This window comes from Janthinobacterium sp. FT14W (genome assembly GCF_009208755.1).
Classification (GTDB): Bacteria; Pseudomonadota; Gammaproteobacteria; order Burkholderiales; family Burkholderiaceae_D; genus Janthinobacterium; species Janthinobacterium violaceinigrum.
Window position 1 is genome coordinate 20295 of record NZ_WFLL01000038.1, and the last position, 20794, is coordinate 41088.

The 20794-nt window shown below is 60.1% G+C and carries 26 protein-coding genes; 19 read left to right on the forward strand and 7 right to left on the reverse strand.

Features of this window, described 5'->3' with window-relative positions; all coding sequences use genetic code 11:
- Window positions 1-25: 25 nt before the first annotated feature.
- The 6 genes from GCN74_RS21590 to GCN74_RS21615 all read right to left on the reverse strand — a co-directional run bounded on the left by GCN74_RS21590 (window position 26) and on the right by GCN74_RS21615 (window position 5469).
- Window positions 26-736, reverse strand: a complete 711-nt coding sequence (locus GCN74_RS21590; protein WP_152258569.1) for a DUF6977 family protein — start codon at window positions 734-736, stop codon at window positions 26-28.
- Window positions 729-1352, reverse strand: coding sequence for a DarT ssDNA thymidine ADP-ribosyltransferase family protein (locus GCN74_RS21595; protein ID WP_152258570.1), 624 nt, complete (start codon window positions 1350-1352; stop codon window positions 729-731). The genes GCN74_RS21590 and GCN74_RS21595 overlap by 8 nt, the downstream gene beginning before the upstream one ends.
- Before the next feature lie 190 nt (window positions 1353-1542).
- Entirely contained in the window at window positions 1543-2100 is a 558-nt protein-coding gene (locus GCN74_RS21600) for a hypothetical protein (protein WP_152258571.1), read from the reverse strand.
- 284 nt (window positions 2101-2384) lie between these two features.
- On the reverse strand, window positions 2385-2600 hold the full coding sequence (locus tag GCN74_RS21605) for a hypothetical protein (protein ID WP_152258572.1): 216 nt from the start codon (window positions 2598-2600) through the stop codon (window positions 2385-2387).
- The gene (locus GCN74_RS21610) at window positions 2597-3655 is read right to left on the reverse strand and encodes a phage portal protein (RefSeq protein ID WP_226939163.1); all 1059 of its coding nucleotides are present in this window, start codon (window positions 3653-3655) and stop codon (window positions 2597-2599) included. The genes GCN74_RS21605 and GCN74_RS21610 overlap by 4 nt, the downstream gene beginning before the upstream one ends.
- A gap of 14 nt (window positions 3656-3669) precedes the next feature.
- Window positions 3670-5469 carry a terminase ATPase subunit family protein gene (locus GCN74_RS21615; RefSeq protein WP_152258574.1) on the reverse strand — a complete coding sequence of 600 codons (1800 nt, stop codon included), beginning with the start codon at window positions 5467-5469 and terminating at the stop codon, window positions 3670-3672.
- Between the two features lie 136 nt (window positions 5470-5605).
- Here GCN74_RS21615 and GCN74_RS21620 point away from each other — a divergent pair, with 136 nt between their 5' ends.
- The 13 genes from GCN74_RS21620 (at window position 5606) to GCN74_RS21680 (ending at window position 13211) form a co-directional block, all read left to right on the forward strand.
- Window positions 5606-6394, forward strand: coding sequence for a GPO family capsid scaffolding protein (locus GCN74_RS21620; RefSeq protein ID WP_152258575.1), 789 nt, complete (start codon window positions 5606-5608; stop codon window positions 6392-6394).
- 49 nt (window positions 6395-6443) lie between these two features.
- Window positions 6444-7463, forward strand: coding sequence for a phage major capsid protein, P2 family (locus GCN74_RS21625; RefSeq protein ID WP_152258576.1), 1020 nt, complete (start codon window positions 6444-6446; stop codon window positions 7461-7463).
- Entirely contained in the window at window positions 7460-8179 is a 720-nt protein-coding gene (gene gpM / locus GCN74_RS21630) for a phage terminase small subunit (protein ID WP_226939157.1), read from the forward strand. Before GCN74_RS21625 ends, gpM begins: the two co-directional genes overlap by 4 nt.
- A gap of 95 nt (window positions 8180-8274) precedes the next feature.
- A complete protein-coding gene (locus GCN74_RS21635; protein ID WP_152258577.1) occupies window positions 8275-8778 on the forward strand; it encodes a head completion/stabilization protein in 504 nt (167 codons plus the stop codon).
- On the forward strand, window positions 8778-8993 hold the full coding sequence (locus GCN74_RS21640) for a tail protein X (RefSeq protein ID WP_152258578.1): 216 nt from the start codon (window positions 8778-8780) through the stop codon (window positions 8991-8993). The genes GCN74_RS21635 and GCN74_RS21640 overlap by 1 nt, the downstream gene beginning before the upstream one ends.
- A gap of 64 nt (window positions 8994-9057) precedes the next feature.
- A complete protein-coding gene (locus tag GCN74_RS21645; RefSeq protein ID WP_152258579.1) occupies window positions 9058-9429 on the forward strand; it encodes a hypothetical protein in 372 nt (123 codons plus the stop codon).
- Window positions 9429-9989 carry a glycoside hydrolase family 108 protein gene (locus GCN74_RS21650; RefSeq protein WP_152258580.1) on the forward strand — a complete coding sequence of 187 codons (561 nt, stop codon included), beginning with the start codon at window positions 9429-9431 and terminating at the stop codon, window positions 9987-9989. The genes GCN74_RS21645 and GCN74_RS21650 overlap by 1 nt, the downstream gene beginning before the upstream one ends.
- Window positions 9986-10498: a lysis system i-spanin subunit Rz gene (locus GCN74_RS21655; protein ID WP_193317197.1), complete on the forward strand. Its 513-nt coding sequence runs from the start codon at window positions 9986-9988 to the stop codon at window positions 10496-10498. The genes GCN74_RS21650 and GCN74_RS21655 overlap by 4 nt, the downstream gene beginning before the upstream one ends.
- On the forward strand, window positions 10482-10970 hold the full coding sequence (locus GCN74_RS21660) for a phage tail protein (RefSeq protein WP_070223004.1): 489 nt from the start codon (window positions 10482-10484) through the stop codon (window positions 10968-10970). Before GCN74_RS21655 ends, GCN74_RS21660 begins: the two co-directional genes overlap by 17 nt.
- Entirely contained in the window at window positions 10967-11434 is a 468-nt protein-coding gene (locus GCN74_RS21665; RefSeq protein ID WP_152258582.1) for a phage virion morphogenesis protein, read from the forward strand. The genes GCN74_RS21660 and GCN74_RS21665 overlap by 4 nt, the downstream gene beginning before the upstream one ends.
- A gap of 205 nt (window positions 11435-11639) precedes the next feature.
- Complete coding sequence (locus tag GCN74_RS21670) at window positions 11640-12503, forward strand: DUF2971 domain-containing protein (protein WP_193317198.1); 864 nt, start codon at window positions 11640-11642, stop codon at window positions 12501-12503.
- 31 nt (window positions 12504-12534) lie between these two features.
- Window positions 12535-12756 (forward strand): phage tail protein, encoded by a 222-nt coding sequence (locus GCN74_RS21675; protein ID WP_152258584.1) that lies wholly within the window; start codon window positions 12535-12537, stop codon window positions 12754-12756.
- Window positions 12753-13211 carry a phage virion morphogenesis protein gene (locus tag GCN74_RS21680; RefSeq protein WP_152258585.1) on the forward strand — a complete coding sequence of 153 codons (459 nt, stop codon included), beginning with the start codon at window positions 12753-12755 and terminating at the stop codon, window positions 13209-13211. Before GCN74_RS21675 ends, GCN74_RS21680 begins: the two co-directional genes overlap by 4 nt.
- Before the next feature lie 103 nt (window positions 13212-13314).
- Here GCN74_RS21680 and GCN74_RS21685 read toward each other — a convergent pair whose 3' ends face one another.
- On the reverse strand, window positions 13315-14295 hold the full coding sequence (locus GCN74_RS21685) for a hypothetical protein (RefSeq protein WP_152258586.1): 981 nt from the start codon (window positions 14293-14295) through the stop codon (window positions 13315-13317).
- Window positions 14296-14618: 323 nt separating this feature from the next.
- Here GCN74_RS21685 and GCN74_RS21690 point away from each other — a divergent pair, with 323 nt between their 5' ends.
- Genes GCN74_RS21690 through GCN74_RS21715 form a run of 6 tightly spaced genes read left to right on the forward strand, consistent with a single transcriptional unit; the run spans window position 14619 to window position 20758 of the window.
- Entirely contained in the window at window positions 14619-15287 is a 669-nt protein-coding gene (locus GCN74_RS21690) for a phage baseplate assembly protein V (RefSeq protein ID WP_226939158.1), read from the forward strand.
- A gap of 8 nt (window positions 15288-15295) precedes the next feature.
- The gene (locus tag GCN74_RS21695; protein WP_319633479.1) at window positions 15296-15631 is read left to right on the forward strand and encodes a GPW/gp25 family protein; all 336 of its coding nucleotides are present in this window, start codon (window positions 15296-15298) and stop codon (window positions 15629-15631) included.
- Window positions 15628-16530 carry a baseplate J/gp47 family protein gene (locus GCN74_RS21700; RefSeq protein WP_152258588.1) on the forward strand — a complete coding sequence of 301 codons (903 nt, stop codon included), beginning with the start codon at window positions 15628-15630 and terminating at the stop codon, window positions 16528-16530. Before GCN74_RS21695 ends, GCN74_RS21700 begins: the two co-directional genes overlap by 4 nt.
- Window positions 16523-17257 carry a phage tail protein I gene (locus GCN74_RS21705; protein WP_226939159.1) on the forward strand — a complete coding sequence of 245 codons (735 nt, stop codon included), beginning with the start codon at window positions 16523-16525 and terminating at the stop codon, window positions 17255-17257. The genes GCN74_RS21700 and GCN74_RS21705 overlap by 8 nt, the downstream gene beginning before the upstream one ends.
- A gap of 47 nt (window positions 17258-17304) precedes the next feature.
- Entirely contained in the window at window positions 17305-19560 is a 2256-nt protein-coding gene (locus GCN74_RS21710) for a phage tail protein (protein WP_152258590.1), read from the forward strand.
- A gap of 22 nt (window positions 19561-19582) precedes the next feature.
- Window positions 19583-20758 (forward strand): phage tail sheath protein, encoded by a 1176-nt coding sequence (locus GCN74_RS21715; protein WP_152258591.1) that lies wholly within the window; start codon window positions 19583-19585, stop codon window positions 20756-20758.
- Window positions 20759-20794 lie beyond the last annotated feature (36 nt).

A 20794-nucleotide genomic window follows, 5' to 3' on the forward strand; every position in this document is an offset into this window, starting at 1 on the left:
CGGCAGTTCAATGCACTGAATGCGGTCATTCAAAGGTCATGCGCCCCTGATCCACAGTATTCTCATGCGCATTGCTAACCTGCATGCTAGAGACCACCTCCAAATACTTCGCCTGATCTCTAAGAAAAACGCTATCTAAAATTCCTCTCTTCGAAAGCGAGACATACAAAGCTGCCGCGTATGCTTGGCAATTTATCGAACGCTCAGGGTTAAATGCAATATCAGTAAATGCCGAGTAGCTCAACACCTCTTCCGCCAAGGTAGGCTGCTTGTGCAAAGCATTCATGTAAAGCCAGTCATAGAATGCTGTGCGAGGCTCAAGTTGCCAATCAACGCCGAAGAATGAAAACTTAGTCATCCTACCGCATTCGTTCAATCGAGGGTCACGCTTGGCGTCCAAGGAAGTTCTTCCCAACAAGTCAGTGAACGGCCCACCTCGTTCAAATACTTTACTTGCCTGATAAGCACACTCAACGCTAAATTCCTGATTGTATTTCAGCGTTCGTATTTTGAGATTGAAAGCACTTAGCTTAGTACCAACATCTTGCATAGATTTGCTGGAAATCTCTAGGATCATTTCCGAACAAATCTCTTTGCGCGCAGCCAAGTGCAAAGCCGCAATCGACTTCTGCGCCTGCGAAAGTGCCATGCCGGGGAACCACTCAAAATCGACATACACGGTAGAAACAAGAACCGGTCCGTCAACCACTGGTATGAATACTGGGCGTTTAGCCATTTGCCCTCCATTTATCGAAATCGCGGCGTGCTGAAAAGTACGAAGTATTGTAAACCATCTGTTGCTGCAGATTCATTGCCTTGTACTGCCGATACAACGCCTGATCGTTAAAGACTACAGCGACGATGTCCTGCGGCGGGATAGGCTCAAACACTAATATTTCCGCCTGCGGATGTGTAGGATAATTCTCTGGCACAGCAAGAGAGGCACGAGGAACTCCGGGAAAGTCGTCAAACATTGCGTGCAGTGCAGGAAGCGTTCTACGCGTGTTAAGGGGAATACTTGTAACTTCGGCTTTAGCTGCATTTTCGCGGCAAAATGCACAGTCTTTCTCCCATAAGACATTGGGTTTAATGGCAAGAACAACCCATTGAGCCTCGGGAGAATTCATGCGGAACGGGTAAAATAGCTTATAGTTTGGGAAACTAATTGACAGGCAGATTCCCGTTGTACCATCGATACGTTGTTCATCGTTTCGTATCGCAGTTACTCGATTTGCATCTAAGTGATTCGTGGGAAGTAATCCGTTTGCCAAAATTGACGGCAAATTCCCCAACTGCGTGAAGTGAAACAAATGCTTGATACCGCGTGCGGTTGCGAACTGTTGAATTGGCATCTGATTTCCCAATAATTAATGTTGTTAATAAATGATATCACTTTAGTCAATGAAAAATTATTTACTAACAACATAAAGAGGCGCCAAGCAACACTTTTCCACAACGTAGCTTGCAGACGAATTCTCCTTGCTCCTCATCGGAAAAAAATTTATATGGATTCGTTTCCATTCGCAACAGGAATCATGCCCTCTACCTACCTTCCGGCATTGGCGGCGGCTCCGTACCGACAAAACACAGCCAGGACTGCGCATAGTCGCAAAATTGCATATCCACTTTACTGCGCTCAAACCCTGACAACACCATGCGCCCGTCCCGATACCAGAGCAAATTCACATCGAACAGTGTGTCAACGTATTTGCCGCTCTCGCCGTAAGTGAAGCGGGCCAGCTTCACCAACCGGTGCAAGCCCTGATCTGTCGTTTCAACGACTTCCAACGTGCCGGGCCGTGCCGAGTTGTAGCGATCATGCAGCCGTCGCTTGGGCACCTCTACACCAGCAAGGCGCATCTTTAACATTTTAACAATCATCGTGACACCTAAGTAAAATACTGTATACACATACAGTATATCAATAGTTCTTGAGACCGCAATACGCGGCGATGATGCGTCGGCGTGAAGATGAATGATCGTCAGCATAGAGACGCCATACATAGCCCAGAGCCGCGCCAGGAGGCGGCGCAGCGCGAAAACAACACCGTTCCCACGCCGCAACACCACCCGCACGAAAAAGCGATCAAAGTGCGTCAAAATGCGTCAAATCGCATACCCCCTCTTCGCCCCGCCGCACCAGTCCTCATGCGCCTTCGGCCATGGTGCAAATTTGAGTCAAAAGACCCCTATATAGCGGGCAGGTGTGGAGGGGGGACAACTGCGCGCGCCGGGCCGAAATGGGCTTTTTTCTTGCTTCTGGTGCAACATCAATCATCGGGACGTGAAAAAGCCGCCTCGTGGGCGGCTTGTGCGGTGGCTGGGGCGCTCTGGCGCGGCTGGGCTGTCGCGGCCCTGCCCTGCCGGCTATCGCGGCGTGGCGGTCATCCTGGGCGGCCGGCGCGGATCATCGCCGCCTGTTCCTTGTCGTAGTCGTCGCGGCAGTCCACATCGCAGAACAGCAGCGCGGGCGCCAGCGCCTCGTCGCAGTAGTGGCAGCAGCCATGCGCCACCAGGGCGGGCCGGCCGCGCACGGCGGCCAGGCCGCGCACCACTTCGGCAAAGATGATCTTGTCCGTGTTGTCGACGTGATCGCTCATTGCGCGCCCTCCTTGCCCAGGCCCAGGTCATACGGGGCGAAGCGCACCACTTCCACGCCAGCCCACTCGTTGATCGCCATGAACTGTGCCTGCAGCGGCACCAGCTCGTTACGCGCGAAGACGCGCGCGGCCGGTTCGACGGCGCCGAAGCCGCCGGCATTGTTCGGCAAGATGCCCATGAGCTGGGGCGGCACGCGGTGCGCGGCCAGCTGGTCGTCGCGCGTGACACTCTTGATGTTGAAAAACTCGTCCTTGGCGGCCACGTCCGACACGGGCAGAATCTGGATGCCGTCCTTCTTGCCGTTCGGCGCGTACATGAACAGGTTGCGGAAATTGCCCGGCCCCTTGCTGTCGCGCATGGCCTGGCGCAGGTTGTCCACGTCCTGCGTGTTCGCCGCGGCGTCCGTCATGTAGAACACGAAACCGGCGTGCGAGCCGTTCTTGTAATACTTGCGGCGGAACAGAGTCGCCGCCTCGTTGAGCCAGGCCGATTGCAGCGCGCTCAGGTACTGCGGCACGCCGTACAGCTCCTGGTTCACATCCGGTTCCATCAGGTGGAATACGCGGCCCTTGTCGAACTGATGCACGGCCTGGTAGCCGTTCACAAAAAAATACGTGTCGAGGTCGACGCCGCGCCGCATGTACTTGGCCAGCGCATGCTGGTACGCCAGCGCCTTGCCGCTGCGGCTGGGCCGGTCTTCCAGGTAAGCATTGCCGAACGTCAGGAAGTCCAGCGCCATGCGTTTAAACGCGTCGCGCGACAGGTACCTGCTGGGGATCAGCGTCGACGCCAGCACGTTGGCCTTGAAGTGAATGGCGCTGCTGTGGTGCACGCCAGCGTTGAAGGACTTGGCCAGGCCGGCCAGGTTGACGGGCGGCTCATACCAGTGGCCGTTCTTCCAGCATTCGAAGCAGTCCAAAATATCCGCATGCTCCAGCACGGGCGTGGGATCGCCGAAGGAAAACGCCTCGATGCCGGCGGCGGCCGGCGCCGTGGCCGTGGCCGTGGATGCTGTTGATGGTGCGCTCTCGGCCTGGCGGCCGCGCGCGCGCAAATGTCGTGCTTTTCTCAAGAATAAATCTCCATGAAAGAGTGGTGGTTGTCGGTGGTGCCTTCGAAGGGCTCGTGATCGAGGGCGTGCATGCAGGCCCACGCCAGATCGGCGTGGCCGGTTTCGTCGCTGCGGCCGGCGACATAGGTCACGTGCCGCCCGCTTGGGGTGAGGGTCTTGTGGATGGCCATGAAGGACTGCGCGATATCCGTCCAGCCGGCGTCAAACTCCAGCCGCCCCTTGCTGATGATGTTTTTGGCCTTCAAGACCATGCGGGTTTTGACTTCGGGCGAGTAGTTCAGGGCCGTCACGGCCGGGAAGAAGCCGCGCACGATGGGCAGCACCCCGATGCCCATGCCGGTCGTGTCGATGCCGATGTATGCGACGTTATAGCGCTGGGTCATCTGACGGATGGCGTCGGCGTGATCCTCGAAGCTCTGCCCGCGCCACTGGTGGCGCTCCAGGATGCGGAACTTGCCGCCGGCCGTCATGGGCGGCGCCAGCACCACGCAGCCGGCGCTGTCGCCGTTCAAGGCCGGGTCGTAGCCGATCCACACGGGCCGGTTGCCGAACGGGCGCAGGCCCAGCAAGGGCTTGTAGTCGTCCCACTCGACCCAGGAATCGACCATGCAGCGCTGCAGCTCCGCCAGCGGGAAGACCGAGGCCGAGTCGTCGATAAAGTTGCACATCAGCAGGTTGTCGAACTGGTCGGGGCTGTATTCGAAGTTGCGCAGCTCGTCGATGTCGAACAGGTTGCAGCCGCCGCGCTCGGCATCGAGGATGGTCACAATCTGGCGCCAGATCTTGTCCTCGCCCGTGTAGCCCGACGAGAGGCGGCCGTGGCTCACGTCGATGTTCACCTGATCCGCCTTGGCGCGGCGCTTGTTGAACAGCTCGCCCGTCCAGAACGGGTAAGCCTGGTGCGTGGTCGAGGATGGCGTGGAAAAGTAGGTCTTGCGCCATTTCTTGTGAATGGCCATGCCCGAGGCGACCTTGTTGAGTTCCTGGAAATTCTGCGTCCAGAAGAATTCATCGAAGTAAAAATTGCCGTGATAGCCCTGCGCCGTGCGCGCGTTCGTGCCCAGGAAGTACAGATGCGCGCCGTTCGGCAGCACAATGGGGTCGCCCGTCAGCTCGATGCCGGCCGCCTCGCGCGCGAATTGCACGATGTATTGCTTGAAGACGTGCGCCTGGCTTTTTGAGGCCGACAGAAAGATCTGGTTGCGGCCCGTCGCCATCGCGTCGGCCAGCGCCTCGCGCGCGAAGTACCAGGTAGCGCCGATCTGGCGCGACTTCAAAATGGCGCGCGTGCGCTGGTCGCCGTTGCGATACCAGACCTTTTGATAGTCGAAGAGCGAATCCTGGAAGGCGTCGAGCAGCTGGACTTTCTGCTCTTCGCTGAAGTCGTTGCGCGTCGGCTTTTTCTTCGGGCCGGCATTCCGGTTCGCCAGTTTAGGGTTGAGATCGACCTCGTTGCCGCCCGGCTGCTCATAGCGGCGCACGCGCGCCGCCTGCACGATAGCGCGCAATAGCAGATCGATTTCCTTGTAGTCGCTGCCGCTCTTGACCTCTTTTTCGATCAGTTTCACCAGGCGCAGCTCGGCCGCTGCCTCGACGTGCTCGATGGCCTGCGCCTTGTCCCACTCGTCGCGCAGCTTCCAGCTATTGATGGTGCTGCGCTTTATCCCTAAGTGTCGGGCGATGGACGAAATGCGCCAGCCCTTCCAGTACAGGGCGCGCGCGGCACGGCGCGGCTCGGATTCCGGCACGGCCAGTTCGGCGATTATTTCTTCGGGTTTTTGTTCAATGACTAGCATGCCGCCAGCGTAGGCCGCGCGCGCGCGGAGCGGGGGAAGGCAAAAGTCGCTATGCCCCATAGCAACCCGCACCGCATTGAATCGCGGCGCCAAGACGTTGACCATGGCGTTATCCGATCAACCGAGAACGCCCATCATGTCCAAATCGAAATTCTTCCGCGTCGCCACCGAAGGCGCCACCACGGACGGCCGCAACATCGACCGCGCCACCATCGAGCAGATCGCCGCCACCTACAACCCGAAGACCTACGGCGCGCGCATCTGGCTCGAGCACATTCGCGGCATCCTACCCGACAGCCAGTTCAAGGCCTACGGCGACGTGATCGCCGTGAAAGCCGAGGAAGTGGACACCGACAGCGGCAAAAAACTGGCCCTGTTCGCGCAGATCGAACCCACGCCGGAGCTGGTGGCCATCAACAAGGCGAAACAAAAGCTCTACACCAGCCTGGAAATCCAGCCCGACTTTGCCGACTCGTCGCAGCCCTACCTGGTCGGCCTGGGCGTCACCGACAGCCCGGCCAGCCTGGGCACCGAGGCGCTGCAATTCTCCGCCAGCCGCAAGCTGCAAAGCACCAACCTATTTACCTCCGCCGTCGAGGTCACGCTGGAATTTGACGAGCCGCAGGGCACCAAGCTGGCCGATGCCGTGAAAAACCTGCTGTCGCGCTTTTCGAACAAATCCGGCGCCGACGCCGCGCAGTTCGCCGACATCAGCGAAGCCGTGCAGGAACTGGCCGGCCACGTCGTCACCGCCAACGACAACTATGCCGATGCCCTCAAGCGCCTCAATGCCGCGGAAAAGGCGCAGAAAGCGACGCAGGACGAGCTGGCCACCTTCAAGACGCAGATGGACGAGGCGCCCGGCAACGGCCCGCGCCGCCCGGCCGCCACCGGCAACGACGGCGCCGTGCAGACCGAGTTTTAAGCGCCCGCGCCATCCACCAACACCCCATTCAACAACGGAGCACTGATTCATGAAAAAGCAAACGCGCCAGGTCTTTGGCCAATATGAAACCCGCCTGGGACAGCTGAACGACACGGACAACGTGGCCAAGACCTTCAGCGTCACGCCCAGCGTGCAGCAAAAGCTGGAAACGAAGATGCAGGAATCGAGCGAGTTCCTGTCGAAAGTGAACATCATCGGCGTGACCGAACAGGAAGGCGAAAAGCTGGGCCTGGGCGTATCCGGCCCGATTGCCGGCCGCACCAACACCAAGGACAAGGAACGCAAGACGCGCGACCTGTCCACCCTGGACGGCACCAAGTACCGCTGCGAACAGACCAACTTCGACACGCATCTGAACTATGCCAAGCTGGACGCCTGGGCCAAGTTCCCTGACTTCCAGTCGCGCGTGGCCAATGCCATCCTGACGCGCCAGGCGCTCGACCGCATCGTCATCGGCTTCAATGGCGTGAAAGCCATGGCCGACACCGACCTGGACGCCAATCCACTGCTGCAGGACGTGAACAAAGGCTGGCTGCAGCACCTGCGCGAGCTGGCGCCCGAGCGCGTGCTGGGCCTGTTGGCCGCCGGCATGCCGGGCAAGGTCGTCATCGGCGACGTGGCCGATGCGGACTATGCCAACCTCGACGCGGCCGTCACCGATGCCGTCAACCTGCTGGACCCGTGGTATCAGGAAGACACCAACCTGGTAGCCATCGTCGGGCGCAAGCTCTTGAACGACAAGTATTTCCCACTTGTCAACACCAAGCAGGCGCCCACGGAAACCCTGGCGGCCGACATCATCATCAGCCAGAAACGCATTGGCGGCTTGCCGGCCGCGCGCGTACCGTTCTTCCCTGACAACGCCATTCTCATCACGCGTTTCGACAATCTGTCGATCTACTTCCAGGAAGGCGCGCGCCGCCGCCGCGTCGAGGACGTGCCCAAGCGCGACCGCATCGAGAATTACGAGTCGTCCAACGACGCCTACGTGATCGAAGACCTGGGCCTGGCCGCGCTGGTGGAAAACATCGAGCTGAAAGACAAATGATGGCCAACCAGTCCCCCGCCCTGCGCCACCGCGCGCGCATGCTGGCCGAGCGCACGGCCGGCGCCGCGCCGCCGCAAGGCGTCACCACCGGCACGGCCTACGAAATGATGCTCTACAAGCTGTCCGACGACCGGCGCCGCCTGAAATCCATCCAGTCGGTCGAACGCAAGATCGAGGTCAAGGCCACCATGCTGCCGGACTACGCACAGTGGATCGACGGCGTGCTGGCCGGCGGCAAAGGTGCGCAGGACGACGTCTTCGCCACCTTGCTGGTGTGGCACATCGACACGGGCGAGTACGAACGCGCCCTGGTCATGGCCGAATACGCGCTGGCGCACAAATTCACCCTGCCCGACACCTACAGCCGCGACATCGCCACCCTGATGCTGGACGAATTCGCCGAAGGCTACTTGCACGGCAAGCTGGCCGCCGATCCGCAGCACGCCGCGCAGGTGCTGGGCACGGTCGAACGGCTGACGGCCGCCAGCGACGCGCCCGACCAGGCGCGCGCCAAGCTGCACAAGGCCATCGGCCTCGCCATGATCGCCATGCTGGACCAGGCCGACGATACGGACATCGCCCCGGCGCTGGTGGCGCAGGCGGAAACGGCCATGGCCCAGCTGAAACGTGCGCGCGTCCTGTCCGAGTCGTGCGGCGTCAAGAAAGATATGGAACGGCTGGAACGGCGCCTCAAGCGCGCGGCCGACGCCAAGTAAAGAGCATCCCCCGCAGCACGGCGGCACGGGGGGATTCTGGCTAATTCATTAGCCTGATGAACCCCGTCCACCGCCCCATTTTGAAAGCGTCCCGTATGTCCTTCATGGCCCTGCCCCCATCCATCCCGCCCGGCAGCACGCCGGCGGCGCCAGCGCCTGTCCCCGGCATCATCGAGAACGACGGCTGGTTTCCCGATATTGCGCTGACCGATATGCGCGATGCCATGCGCCTGGACGGCACCGTCACCGACGCGCGCCTGGTGCAAGCCGTGGTCGATGCCATCCTGCAGGTCAACCGCGAGCTGGCCGACTGGCAGGGCAAGCAGGCAGCTGCAGGTATCGCCACCCTGATGGACGTGCCGGCCACGCGCATCAACCGCGAGTCCCGCTTGCTGGCGCAGTACCGGCGCGCCGTCTACAGCACGGCGAAAGCCGATCTGATCGAGCGTTACCGCGACTACGACAGCACGGCCACGTCCGTGAGCGACAAGAAAAGCATGGAATGGCTGGACGAGGCGCCCGGCGCGCAGCGGCGCAATGCGCAATGGGCCATCGCCGATATGGTCGGCCGCACGCACCTCACCGTGGAATTGATCTGATGCAGGTGCGCACGCAGCAGCACGACACGGTAGACGCCCTGGTATGGCGCTACCTGGGCGACGGCGCGGGATACGTCGAGCAAACCCTGGAAATGAATCCCGCGCTGGCGCGCCACGGCGCCGTGCTGCCGGCCGGGCTGGTCGTCACCCTGCCCGAGCCAACGCCCAGCACGGGCCAGGTGGCGGCAGCCGATCTTGTGCAGCTATGGGATTAACGCAGCATTCCACCTTTTTACCATCATGAAAAATCTATCTACCCTCTCACCGGAGAATCAAGCAATGTCCGCAGAATCGTTTGGTGGTTTCGCCACCCTGGTCAAACTGTACGGCTTCAAGGCGGCGCTGGGCATGGTCGGCGCGGCCATGCTGTACATCGTGCTGCCGCCGCTGAATGCCGACGGCACCTTCAACAAGGGCGAATTCGTCGCCCGCCTAGCCTGCGCCGGCGTGTTCTCGTGCCTGCTGGGCGGCACCGTGTACCAGCTGCTGTGCGCCCAGCTCCCCGCCATCGGCGCCATGGTCAACGCCTCCGCCATCGACCTGATCGTGGGCGCGCCCGGCTGGTGGATATCGCGCGCCGTGGCCCTGTGGTTCCAGCGCCGCAGCGACAAGGACATCGCCGAGCTGGTCAAAGACGCGAAGGAGCATTGATGGCCACCATGGAAAATCCCCTGATTGCGCGCGTCATCGACGCCATCCTGCGCGCCGAAGGCGGCTACGTGAACGACCCGCAAGACAAAGGCGGCGAAACGAATTTCGGCATCACCGTGGCCGTGGCACGCGCCAACGGCTACACCGGGCCGATGCGCGAACTGCCCGTGACGGTGGCGCGCGCCATCTACACGGGTCGCTACATCACGGAACCGAAATTCGACCAAGTGCTGGCCCTGCATGCCGGCATCGGCGCCGAAGTGATCGACACGGGCGTGAACATGGGGCCGCACCGCGCGGCCGAATTCCTGCAGCGCTGGCTGAACGGGTTCAACGACACGGGCGCGCGCTACCCGGCCCTGTTCGTCGACGGCCGCCTGGGCGCGCAGTCGCTGGGCGCGCTGGCATCCTTCCTGAAATGGCGCGGCCAGGACGGCGCCGCCGTGCTACTGCGCGCCCTGAACGGCCTGCAGGCGGCGCGCTACCTGGAAATCACCGAAGCCAACAAGAGCCAGCGCCGTTTCCTGTTCGGCTGGATCAAGGAAAGGGTGGCCATGTGAGCACAACCACCTGGCGCCCGCTGGCCGCCTGCCTGCTGTGCGGCGCCATCGCGGGCTGGACGACGCAGGGCTGGCGCAAGGACGCCAGCATCGCCGAACTGCAACGGGCGGCCGCCACCAGCAAAACCAATGCCGCCACCGAACTGGCCCAGGCCACCGCCCGCGTGCTCACGCTGGAGCGCGCCGCCGGCGCCGCCCTGGCGCAGCGCGCCGACCACCTCACCCAGGAACAAACCCATGCGAAAACTGAACGTGACCATTTCCATGCTGACGTGCGCAGCGGCGCTGTCCGCCTGTCAATCCCCGTTGCCAGCAACCAGTGCGCCGGCCCCGCTGATTCCACCGCTGCCGCAGGCCATCAGCACCAAACGCGCGCCGAACTTGACGCAGCGACTGCGGCAGCTCTTGACGCCATTGCCGGCGACGGCGACGACGCCACCCGCCAGCTAAGCGCCTGCATCGACGCCTACAACCTGATCCGCGAAACCTACCATGTACAAACCGAATAGCCTGCGCCAGCACCTGGCCGCCGCCATCCCCGACCTGCAGCGCGACCCCGACCGCCTGCTGGTCTTCGCCGACGAGGGCAACGTGGTGGCGTCGGCCACCGCCTCCCTCTCCTTCGAATACCGCTTCAAGCTCAACCTGATCGTGACCGATTACGCAGGCGATGCCGACGCCATCATGGTGGCCCTGATAGCCTGGCTCAAAGTCCACCAGCTCGACCTGATGGCCAACGAGGAAACGCGCAAACACGGCATCGCCTTCGAGGTGGATTTTAATAACCATGAAACGGTCGACATTTCCATCAAGCTGGACTTGACCGAGCGCGTGGCCGTCAAGACCGGCGAAGCCGGGCGCCTGGACATCAAGCACCTGGCCGAGATACAGCACACGCCCGCCTACGCGGACGAGTTCTGGAAACTGTATGACGGCGAGACCCTGCTGGCCGAATGGCGCACGCCCGAGGCCACGCCATGAGCGACGACCTGCACGCGCTGGAAGCCTGGGCCGGCGCGCTGCTGGCCAAACTGCAGCCGGCCCAGCGCCGCGCCATCAATCATAAGGTGGCCATCGATTTACGCCGCGCCCAGGCGCAGCGCATCAAGGCGCAGCAGGGACCGGATGGCGCAGCCTACCCGGCGCGCAAGCGGCGCAAGGAATTCAAGGGGAAGAATGGGCGCATCAAACGACAGAAGGCGGCCATGTTCGCCAAGATTCGTACCGCCAAACACCTGAAGGTAAAGGCGACCGGCGACCAGATCGAAGTCGGCTTCTTTGGCTGGGTGGCGAGCGTGGCGCATGTGCATCAGTTTGGCCAGCAAGACCGCTTGTCGAAAAAAGGGCCACTGTACAAGTACCCGGAGCGGCGGCTGCTGGGCTTGAGCGAACCGGATCGGACGTTGATCCGAGAGTCCTTTCTGCGACACATGGATAAAAAATAAACTACATCAGTGCAAAATTCAACTGACAATAGTTATCAAATGAGTTAGAGTTAAATTATTCCGGTCGCAACAATTTAAATAAGCAATACCAGCATTTAATTAAAAGAATATTCTCACAAAAAAAATACTCCCCCTTAATCAATAAATGTACAAAACCAGTAAAAACTTTTTAAGTTCATCCCTAATACTAAATAACATACAACACATGAATAAAGATTTATTGTTTCACTACACATCACCTGACGGGGCAATAGGGATTATTAAAAATGAATGTCTCTGGGCAACCGACATCAGATTTTTAAATGATTCAGAGGAATTTATTCATGGCTGCAAGCTTGTCAAAGAAATTGCTGCAAAAATAAAATCAGGAGAAATTGACCACGGATTTAATGAAAATTTCTTGGAATATTTATTGAGCGCTATTGACTCTTTGGTTGGCGGACGCGACTCCTCAGTAACTGCATACGTTATTTCTTTCTCCGGCCAAAATGACTCCCTAAATCAATGGCGTGCTTATAGCGGAGATTCCGGCTATGCATTAGGATGGAACATCGATATGTTACGAAGATTGGCAAAATTTCGTGGTGCAAAATTGGTGAAATGCATCTATGAGGAAGATGAACAGCGAAAATTTGTTAGACGAATAATTAAACTTGTCGCGCACAAAATAAAAAATATGGAAGACGACATGTGGAAGGGATGCATTAGCTCATATGTAATTAAATACATACTACAAAGATTTATGCCTCGCCTTAAAAATATCGCATTTATGGATGAACAGGAGTGGCGAATTGTAATTACGCGCGATGAGCCAATAAAATTTAGAAGCGGTCGCCTCGGCATCACTCCTTACGTCGACTTCCCGATATCGAACGACGCGCCAAAACCTGAGATAAATAATATTTTCTCCAAACATGAAAATACATATATGCCAAGCATCGTAACTATAGGACCATGTGAAAATCAACGACTTGCAACAATAGGGATTGAACAGTTGTTTAGTGGAACTGGAAAATTGCTTTTTAAAAAAAACCTATCCACTATTCCTTATCGCCATATGCGAAAATAATTCTCGGAATTAAGCCGCGAGCAAGTATCGCATCGTCTTTGAGGACGATTGCAATAGCCATGAAGCGGCCGATATCACGATCAAGCTGGACCTGACCGAGCGCGTGGCCGTCAAGGCCGGCGAGGCGGGCCGCCTGGACATCAAGCACCTGGCCGAGATACAGCACATGCCTGCCTATGCGGATGAGTTCTGGAAGCTGTATGACGGCAACACCCTGCTGGCCGAATGGCGCACGCCCGAGGCCACGCCATGAGCGACGACCTGCACGCGCTGGAAGCCTGGGCCGGTGTCCTGCTGGCCAAGCTGCAGCCGGCCCAGCGCCGTGCCATCAATCACAAGGTGGCCATCGACCTGCGCCGCAGCCAGGCACAGCGCATCAAGGCGCAACAGGGACCGGACGGCACCGCATACCCGGCACGCAAGCGGCGCAAGGAATTCAAGGGGAAGAATGGGCGAATCAAGCGGCAGAATGCGGCCATGTTTGCCAAGATTCGCACCGCCAAACACCTGAAAGTAAAGGCGACCGGCGAGCAGATCGAGGTCGGGTTCTTTGGCTGGGTGGCGCGCGTGGCGCATGTGCAGCAGTTTGGCAGGGAAGAACGCGTGTCGAAAAAAGGGCCACTGTACAGGTATCAGGAGCGACCATTGCTAGGGTTGAGTAAATCCGATCATGTGGTGCTACGAGAATCATTACTACGCCACACATAAATTCTAGTTACCATACATGCAATTTTCCGGCAACTAATTATCAACTTTAGCATGGCCGCATGAGTGCTACCTATCGACCAAAACCTGTAACCTAAGGTGATCTTTAACTAGCTTTAATATAGACCTGTTTCAACATCAAACTTTCCCCTTCAAGGGTCTTTAGAAACGCCTCAATGTATACAGAACGATCTGCTGCTTCTGAGCTACGGATTGGAACAATGACTCGAATCGAACGTTCAATGGTTTGGTCAACAGGTACCATATGATCAAAGGTGCGCAACTCATGGGATGGAATACGACCGACAGACGCATTGGTGTTCATCGAAAGTGTGATTACAAATGGTGTTGGTCCACTATTGGACACACGAACCGGAATGGTCGTGTTGTCTCCCTTTGTTTGTGGAGATCCTACAACAAGCTTGATCTTTCCACTAAGCACGGCTTGATAAAGAGCATTATCTTTGGTCCGATAGTGAGATTCTATAGTCCAACCTCCAACCTTCGCGGGAAATTCTTCCTTTGCATCGGAGGCTTTAAGCCCCACCTGTTGTGGTGGTTGTGCTATTGAACTTTGGACGGCAAGATAGCTCCCTCCGCCCAATAAGAGCATCACAACAAGCGCAACCACAAATTGGACACGCTGTTGACCAGTTGGACCAATTTCTTCGGCTTTCGACACCGTGACACCCTTGGAATCTTTAGAAACGATCTGGACTATGTCCTCACGACGAAAGATTCCCTTCTCTACAATTATTAACGCGGTTATTTCATCGGAAGGTGCAATCCTAGAAATCTTAAGTCGATTTTGTTCTACTTTTACGTCTTGGCTATTTGCCCCCAACATTTGATATGTCAGGGCTGGATTCATAGTTACATCAATAGTGTCTTCAGTCTTCCAACCACGATTGAAAACAGCAATTTCAACAAGTTGACCATTGCCGCTCTCCGTTAACTCGGAATAAGAAAAAGTCTTAGGGACCAATACTACCAAGCGTGCCATCTTGATCCAGCCAATTAATGCTGCTACGCCAAGGGCACCGAATACTGAGAGAAGTGATGTAAGGGGATTAAATTCGAGCGTCATATTTGATGAAATTTGGTAAAATTTATTGCGAAATTGCAATCATCTTAGCATGATCAATCAAAATTTCACTAATCCTCACACGACAATAGATTGCCTCTGACAGAGCTGGATCAGTCTGAATTAAGTAACATTGTCAATAGGATGAGTCCATCACGACAATCCTTTAGTGGATGTTCGCTACACGCCCCTCCATAATCGATCAATTTTTTGGGGCGAGAGCTAAAGCACACGGGGCTTTTTCATTGCGTAGTAGCGCTTCGATGAAGTCAACAAGTGACATATCAACCCGCCCCCGCGTGCATCCGCACGCGGACTTCGGCAACATGCAATGCATGAACGCCGACCTGTCCGACCTCTCCCGCTTGCTGCAAAACCTGATCCGCCTGGGCACCATCGCCGAGGTCAAAGGGGCCAGGGCGCGCGTGCGGCTCGGGCCGACACTCACCACCGAATGGCTGAAATGGGCCACGCCGCGCGCCGGCAACACCCGCACCTGGTCGGCGCCTACCGTGGGCGAACAGGTGATCGTCTTTTCCCCTGGCGGCGACCTGACGCGCGGCATCATCGTGCCGGCGCTGTACTCGCAGGAGTTTGACGCGCCCGAATCCAGCCCCACCATCCATACCACGCACTACCCCGACGGCGCCGTGGTGCAATACGACCATGCGGCCCACGCCCTGACGGCCCTACTGCCCGGCGGCATCGCCACCATCACCGCCGACAAGGTAACGTCGAACGCACCCAGCACCATTTGCACGGGCGACCTGACCGTCATGGGCAATCTGCTGGTCGAGCAATCGGCCACCGTGAACGGCGCCACCGCCCTGAATGGCGGCGTGAACGCCAAGGCCGGCGCCGCTGGCAGCGTGGCCATGGCCGTGCAAGGCACTGTCAAAGCCAGCGAGGACGTGCTGGCCGGCGCCATCAGCCTGGCCAAACACCCACACGGCGGCGTCAGGGCCGGCGGCGACAAGTCGGGCGGGCCGCTGTGATGCTGGGCATGCACGCCGCCACTGGCCGCCCCCTGTCCGGGATTGCCCATATCCGCCAGTCCATCAGCGATATCCTGACCACGCCCATCGGCTCGCGCCTGATGCGCCGCCGCTATGGCTCGGAAGTGCCCGAGCTGATCGACCAGCCCCTGAATAGCGCCACGGTGCTGCGCATCTATGCCGCCACCGCCTACGCTATCCGCCTGTGGGAACCACGCATCAACCTGACCGGCCTGCAGTTTGAGCCAGGCGAGGCAGGCGCGGCCTCCCTGATCCTCGATGGCGTGGCCGATGGCCAATCTGTCCAGCTCGCAGTCGGCATTGGCCAGGAGCGCACGCCATGAGCACCATCGACCTGTCCCTGTTGCCGGCACCCAGCATCGTGGAGGTGCTGAGCTTTGAAGCCATCTATGCCGAGCGCAAGGCCGCGCTCGTCGCGCACTTCCCGGCCAACCAGCAGGACGCCATTGCCCGCGCGCTGGAGATCGAGTCGGAGCCGATGGCAAAGATTCTGCAGGAAAACGCCTACCGCGAACTGGTCTGGCGCCAGCGCGTCAACGATGGCGCGCGCGCCCTGATGCTGGCCTTTGCCAGCGGCACCGATCTGGACCAGCTCGCCGCCAACGTCAATTTGACCCGCCTGGTCAAGGTGCAGCAGCTCGACGCGGAAACCACCGTCACCACCGTGGAAACGGACGCCCTGCTACGCGAGCGCATCCAGCTGGCATTTGAGGGCTTGTCGGTGGCCGGCCCGCGCAATGCCTACGTCAAGCATGCCCGTGACGCCGACGCGCGCGTGGCCGATATCAGCGCCATTTCGCCTGAACCGTGCGAAGTGGTGGTCACGGTACTGTCCGCCATCGGTGACGGCACCGCCAGCGACGACCTGCTGGCCGTGGTGCATGCTGCCTTGAGCGACGAAGATGTGCGCCCCCTGGGCGACCGCCTGCGCGTGCAGACTGCCGAGATCGTGCATTACACGATCCGCGCCACCGTCTACCTCGATCCGCACCCAGAAGCTGAACCGATCCTGCAGTCGGCCGGCGAGCGCGCCGCCACCTATGCCAACGAGCGCCGCCGCCTGGGCCGCGACGTGAACCGTTCCGCCATCATCGCCGCCCTGCATGCCGAAGGCGTCAAGAAAGTGGTACTGCACGAGCCGGCCGACGATATCGCCGTGGCCGATGTCCAAGCGGCATTCTGCAACGGCATCGACGTCATCAACGGGGGCGCCCGTGGCTGACCGTTCCACGCCCGACCTGTTGCCGCCCAACGCCACCCGCCTGGAGCGCAACCTCGCCCGCGCCGGCGCCCTGATCGAGCACGTGCCCGTGCCGTTGCGCGATCTGGCCAACCCTGCCGCCTGCCCGGTATCGGCCCTGCCCTTCCTGGCCGCTTCGTTTTCGGTCGACCACTGGGAACCCACCTGGTCCGTCAGCACCAAGCGCGCCGTGATCCAGTCTGCGTTTGCCGTGCACAAGCAAAAGGGCACCATCAGCGCCCTGCGCCACGCGCTGGCCCCCCTCAGCGCCGGCATCCGCGTACGCGAATGGTGGCAAACCACCCCGCCTGGTCCGCGCGGCACCTTTCAGCTCGACTTTGATGTGCTCGATAGTGGCGTGACCAGTGGTATGCACCAGGAAATTGAACGCCTGGTGGACGAGGCCAAGCCAGTCACGCGGCACATGACCGGCCTGGCCATCAACCTGGGCGTGCGCGGCGCCGCGCAAGTGGGCGCCGTCGTGCACCAGGGCGACGAGCTGACGATCTACGCGCGCACGCCCATCGAGGTGCGCGCTGCCGGGCTGTGTGGCACCAGCGGCATGGCGCACACCATCGACACCATGACCATACAGGCGCACCAGCCGATTGAGATTCGCGTGCGCGGCGCGGCGCAGGTATCGGCCGGCATTCACCAGTGCGATGCGCTGACCATCTATCCCGGACAGGCCAAAGCGGCGCCGGCCTGACCCGCAATACCACCCGCACCACCCTTTCATTCTTTTTTGAGGTCCGCATGTCACAGGAATCACCGGAATATTTCGCCATACTTACCGCCATCGGCGAGGCCAAGGACGCCGACGCCAAGGCAGGCGGTGTGCCGCTCAAGCTCACGCACATGGTCGTCGGTGACGGCGCAGGCGCCACACCCAGCCCCGAACTGGCGCAAACGCAGCTGGTACGCGAGGTCTACCGCGCCCCGCTCAACCAGTTGAGCCTCGACCCGATCAACACCAGCCAGGTGATCGCCGAATGCGTCATCCCGGAAAAGAACGGCGGCTGGTGGATTCGTGAAGTCGGCTTGCTCGATGCCGATGGCGACCTGGTGGCCGTGGCCAACTGCCCGCCCAGCTACAAGCCGCAGATGCCCGAGGGTTCGGCGCGCACCCAGGTCATCCGCATGGTGCTGATCGTGTCGAGTGCCGAAACGGTGCAACTGTCGATTGATCCCGGCATCGTCATGGCCACGCGCCAGTATGCCGAAGACACGGTACTGCAAAAATTCTCGGACCTGGCCGAACCATCGGGCGCCGCCATGACGGGCTACCAGCAGGCAGGCAACGGCGCACGCGCACGCAAAAGCGAAGACAAGTTACGCGAACTGGTCAGCATCACCGACTTCCGGGGCGCCGACCCAACCGGCTTGCACTCTTCTGGTCCGGCCGTCGAGCTGGCGTGCGAAATGTCGCCCGTGGCCTATGTGCCAGGTGGGAAATTCCGCGTCGACGACACCTTCCGCATCAATGGCCTGTGGGGTCCGGGGGAATTGTCGGTCAATGGCCACCGCGTGCGCCTGCCCTCCCAGCCGCGCCGTGAAAGCCTGATTTCGGCCGTCACAGCCAAGCTGGCCGGCTCGTCCTGGACTTCCGGCACCATGCTGCTGGTGGCCGACAGCATCGGCGAAGGCTATGGCGCCTCCGGCGTCGAGCATACGTGGTTCGATATGCTGCAAAAAATGCTCAACGTGTACGTGGGCAACGGTAGCGACCCGGAAATCACCAACCTGAGCGACCCGTGGCGCTATGGCCTGACCTATGCCGGCGACTACACCATCGGCGCAGCCGGGCCGGTACAGCGTTCGCTGATCCTGCAGGACGGCGCCTCTGTCGCGTTCCATGGCGCCTATCAGTACGTGGACGTGCTGTACGAGCAGGCGCCCGGCCATGGCGTCCTGACCATGCGGCGCAACGGCGTGCCGTATCGCACGATCGATACTGCCGGCGCGGCGCAAAGCGATGTCTGCACCTTTCCGTCCGACCTGTCGGGCATCGGCCCTGCCACTGACCTGTACACGCTCACGGCGTCCGGCGGCCCGGTGGAACTGACGGGCATCTGGCGCCTGGTGAATACGGATCAGCCGGCCGTCTTCGCCTCACGCTGCGCGCTGTCGGCACAATCGACGCAGCTTTTTTCGCAAGACAAGGTGATCGATTCCGTAGTGCGACACTCGCGTGCACTGAACGGCAAAACCGGCAAGCCCATCATCTTCGTGGCGATCTGCATCAACAACGCCAACGACAGCAAGCCCGACGCCGGCACCATGCCGGACGTATACGAGGCCCAGCTGGGCAAAATGCTGGCGCGCTACCTCAACAGCGATGCGTATGTCATCGCCATCGGCGGCATCACCCCGTCGGCGGATTGGGGAAGCGTACGCGCCAACTATCCAGCCATCGCCGCCGCGCAAAAGCGCGTCTGCGAGCACTACGGCGTGCCATTGATTGCCATGGATGCCTTCGACTGGGTGCGCGACGGCACCGTGCTGGCGGACGGCTTGCATCCGAACGACAAGGGGCAGGTGCTGATGCTCGACCTGGTGCTGGACTTCCTGGCCTCGCCCGCGTTCGATATCGCCGGCCGCACGCAAGGAAACTGCCTGCACCGCTACACGCCGCAGCTGATCTGGTACGGCTCGGGCAAACCGGCGGCAAGTGTCGGCGTGGCCAATGTGCGCTACTACCGGCAGGGCCCCATGTGCCGCGTCATCGGCAACCTGTCCGCGATTACCCCGAGCGACAACGAACCGGCCGGGCCGCTGACCATCAGCCTGCCCTTGCCATCGAATACCACCGTGCGCAGCAGCGGCACCGTGGGCTATGCCCATGGCGTCAGCGTCGTGGGCAAGGCGTGGTCGCTGCAGACCCTTGCCGGCGGCTTGAATGTGGCCGTGCTGCGCACGATCAACCCGGAAACGGGCGGCTATGAGGAGGTCAAAAAGCTCGACCCTGACGCCATGCTCGATTTCGATATCACCTACATCGTCCAAGACTGAACCATCAAGAAAGGAATTCACTATGGCCACCGACTACCACCATGGCGTGCGCGTCATTGAAATCAACGAGGGTTCGCGTCCCATCCGCACCGTGTCCACGGCCGTGCTGGGCCTGATCGCCACGGCCGACGATGCCGACCCGGCCGCGTTCCCGCTCGACACGCCCGTGCTCATTACCAACGTACTGGCCGCCATGGGCAAGGCAGGCAAGACGGGCACCCTGTACCGCAGCCTGGCGGCCATCGCCGCACAGACCAAACCCTTGACCGTCGTGGTGCGCGTGGCCCAGGGTGAGACGGAAGCGGAAACCACCACCAACGCCGTGGGCGGCGTGTCGCCCGATGGCAGGTACCTGGGCGCCCAGGCCTTGCTGGCCGCGCAAAGCAAGCTCGGCGTGAAACCGCGCATCCTGGGCGCGCCGGGACTGGATACCCAGGCCGTCACCAATGCCCTGGCCAGTGTGGCGCAGCGGCTGCGCGCCTTTCTGTATGCGTCCGCCTATGGCTGCGCCACCGTCTCGGCGGCCACCGCCTACCGCGGCCAGTTCGGCCAGCGCGAGGTCATGATGATCTGGCCCGACTTCGTGAACTGGGATACCGCCATCGATGCCGAGGCCAGCATTTCCGCCGTGGCCTACGCCATGGGCCTGCGCGCCAAGATTGACGAGGAAACGGGCTGGCACAAGACCCTGTCCAACGTGGTCATCAACGGTCCCACCGGCATCACCAAGGACGTGTTTTTCGACCTGCAAGACCCGGCCACCGACGCCGGCGTGCTCAACGCCAAGGAAGTCACCACCCTGATCAACATGGGCGGTTACCGCTTCTGGGGTTCGCGCACCTGCGAGGCGCCGGGCGGCTTCTTCTATTTTGAAAGCTACACGCGCACGGCCCAGGTGCTGGCCGACACCATCGCCGAGGCGCATTTCACCTTTGTCGACCTGCCCTTGCATCCGTCCCTGGTGCGCGATCTGCTGGAAAGCATCAATGCCAAGTTCCGCGACTTGAAACTGCAGGGCTACATCATAGACGGCCATGCCTGGTATGACGAGCAGTACAACGACAAGACAGGGCTGAAAGACGGCAAGCTGGCCATCGATTACGACTACACGCCTGTGCCTCCGCTGGAAAACCTGAAATTCCAGCAGCGCATTACCGACCGCTACCTGGCCGACTTCGCCTCGCGCATCGCGGCTTAACCATCCCCGTGCCCGCCACGTGCGGGCGCAACTGAC

Bases quoted from the DNA above. Each gene is read 5' to 3' on its own strand.
- gpM (WP_226939157.1), top strand. From the start codon at position 7,460: ATGATGGCCAACCAGTCCCCCGCCCTGCGCCACCGCGCGCGCATGCTG.
- GCN74_RS21665 (WP_152258582.1), top strand. From the start codon at position 10,967: ATGAGCGACGACCTGCACGCGCTGGAAGCCTGGGCCGGCGCGCTGCTG.
- GCN74_RS21625 (WP_152258576.1), top strand. From the start codon at position 6,444: ATGAAAAAGCAAACGCGCCAGGTCTTTGGCCAATATGAAACCCGCCTG.
- GCN74_RS21715 (WP_152258591.1), top strand. From the start codon at position 19,583: ATGGCCACCGACTACCACCATGGCGTGCGCGTCATTGAAATCAACGAG.
- GCN74_RS21595 (WP_152258570.1), bottom strand. From the start codon at position 1,352: ATGCCAATTCAACAGTTCGCAACCGCACGCGGTATCAAGCATTTGTTT.
- GCN74_RS21645 (WP_152258579.1), top strand. From the start codon at position 9,058: ATGTCCGCAGAATCGTTTGGTGGTTTCGCCACCCTGGTCAAACTGTAC.
- GCN74_RS21640 (WP_152258578.1), top strand. From the start codon at position 8,778: ATGCAGGTGCGCACGCAGCAGCACGACACGGTAGACGCCCTGGTATGG.
- GCN74_RS21685 (WP_152258586.1), bottom strand. From the start codon at position 14,295: ATGACGCTCGAATTTAATCCCCTTACATCACTTCTCTCAGTATTCGGT.
- GCN74_RS21605 (WP_152258572.1), bottom strand. From the start codon at position 2,600: ATGAGCGATCACGTCGACAACACGGACAAGATCATCTTTGCCGAAGTG.
- GCN74_RS21615 (WP_152258574.1), bottom strand. From the start codon at position 5,469: ATGCTAGTCATTGAACAAAAACCCGAAGAAATAATCGCCGAACTGGCC.
- GCN74_RS21680 (WP_152258585.1), top strand. From the start codon at position 12,753: ATGAGCGACGACCTGCACGCGCTGGAAGCCTGGGCCGGTGTCCTGCTG.
- GCN74_RS21660 (WP_070223004.1), top strand. From the start codon at position 10,482: ATGTACAAACCGAATAGCCTGCGCCAGCACCTGGCCGCCGCCATCCCC.
- GCN74_RS21695 (WP_319633479.1), top strand. From the start codon at position 15,296: ATGCACGCCGCCACTGGCCGCCCCCTGTCCGGGATTGCCCATATCCGC.
- GCN74_RS21590 (WP_152258569.1), bottom strand. From the start codon at position 736: ATGGCTAAACGCCCAGTATTCATACCAGTGGTTGACGGACCGGTTCTT.
- GCN74_RS21635 (WP_152258577.1), top strand. From the start codon at position 8,275: ATGTCCTTCATGGCCCTGCCCCCATCCATCCCGCCCGGCAGCACGCCG.
- GCN74_RS21670 (WP_193317198.1), top strand. From the start codon at position 11,640: ATGAATAAAGATTTATTGTTTCACTACACATCACCTGACGGGGCAATA.
- GCN74_RS21620 (WP_152258575.1), top strand. From the start codon at position 5,606: ATGTCCAAATCGAAATTCTTCCGCGTCGCCACCGAAGGCGCCACCACG.
- GCN74_RS21710 (WP_152258590.1), top strand. From the start codon at position 17,305: ATGTCACAGGAATCACCGGAATATTTCGCCATACTTACCGCCATCGGC.
- GCN74_RS21700 (WP_152258588.1), top strand. From the start codon at position 15,628: ATGAGCACCATCGACCTGTCCCTGTTGCCGGCACCCAGCATCGTGGAG.
- GCN74_RS21650 (WP_152258580.1), top strand. From the start codon at position 9,429: ATGGCCACCATGGAAAATCCCCTGATTGCGCGCGTCATCGACGCCATC.
- GCN74_RS21690 (WP_226939158.1), top strand. From the start codon at position 14,619: ATGCAATGCATGAACGCCGACCTGTCCGACCTCTCCCGCTTGCTGCAA.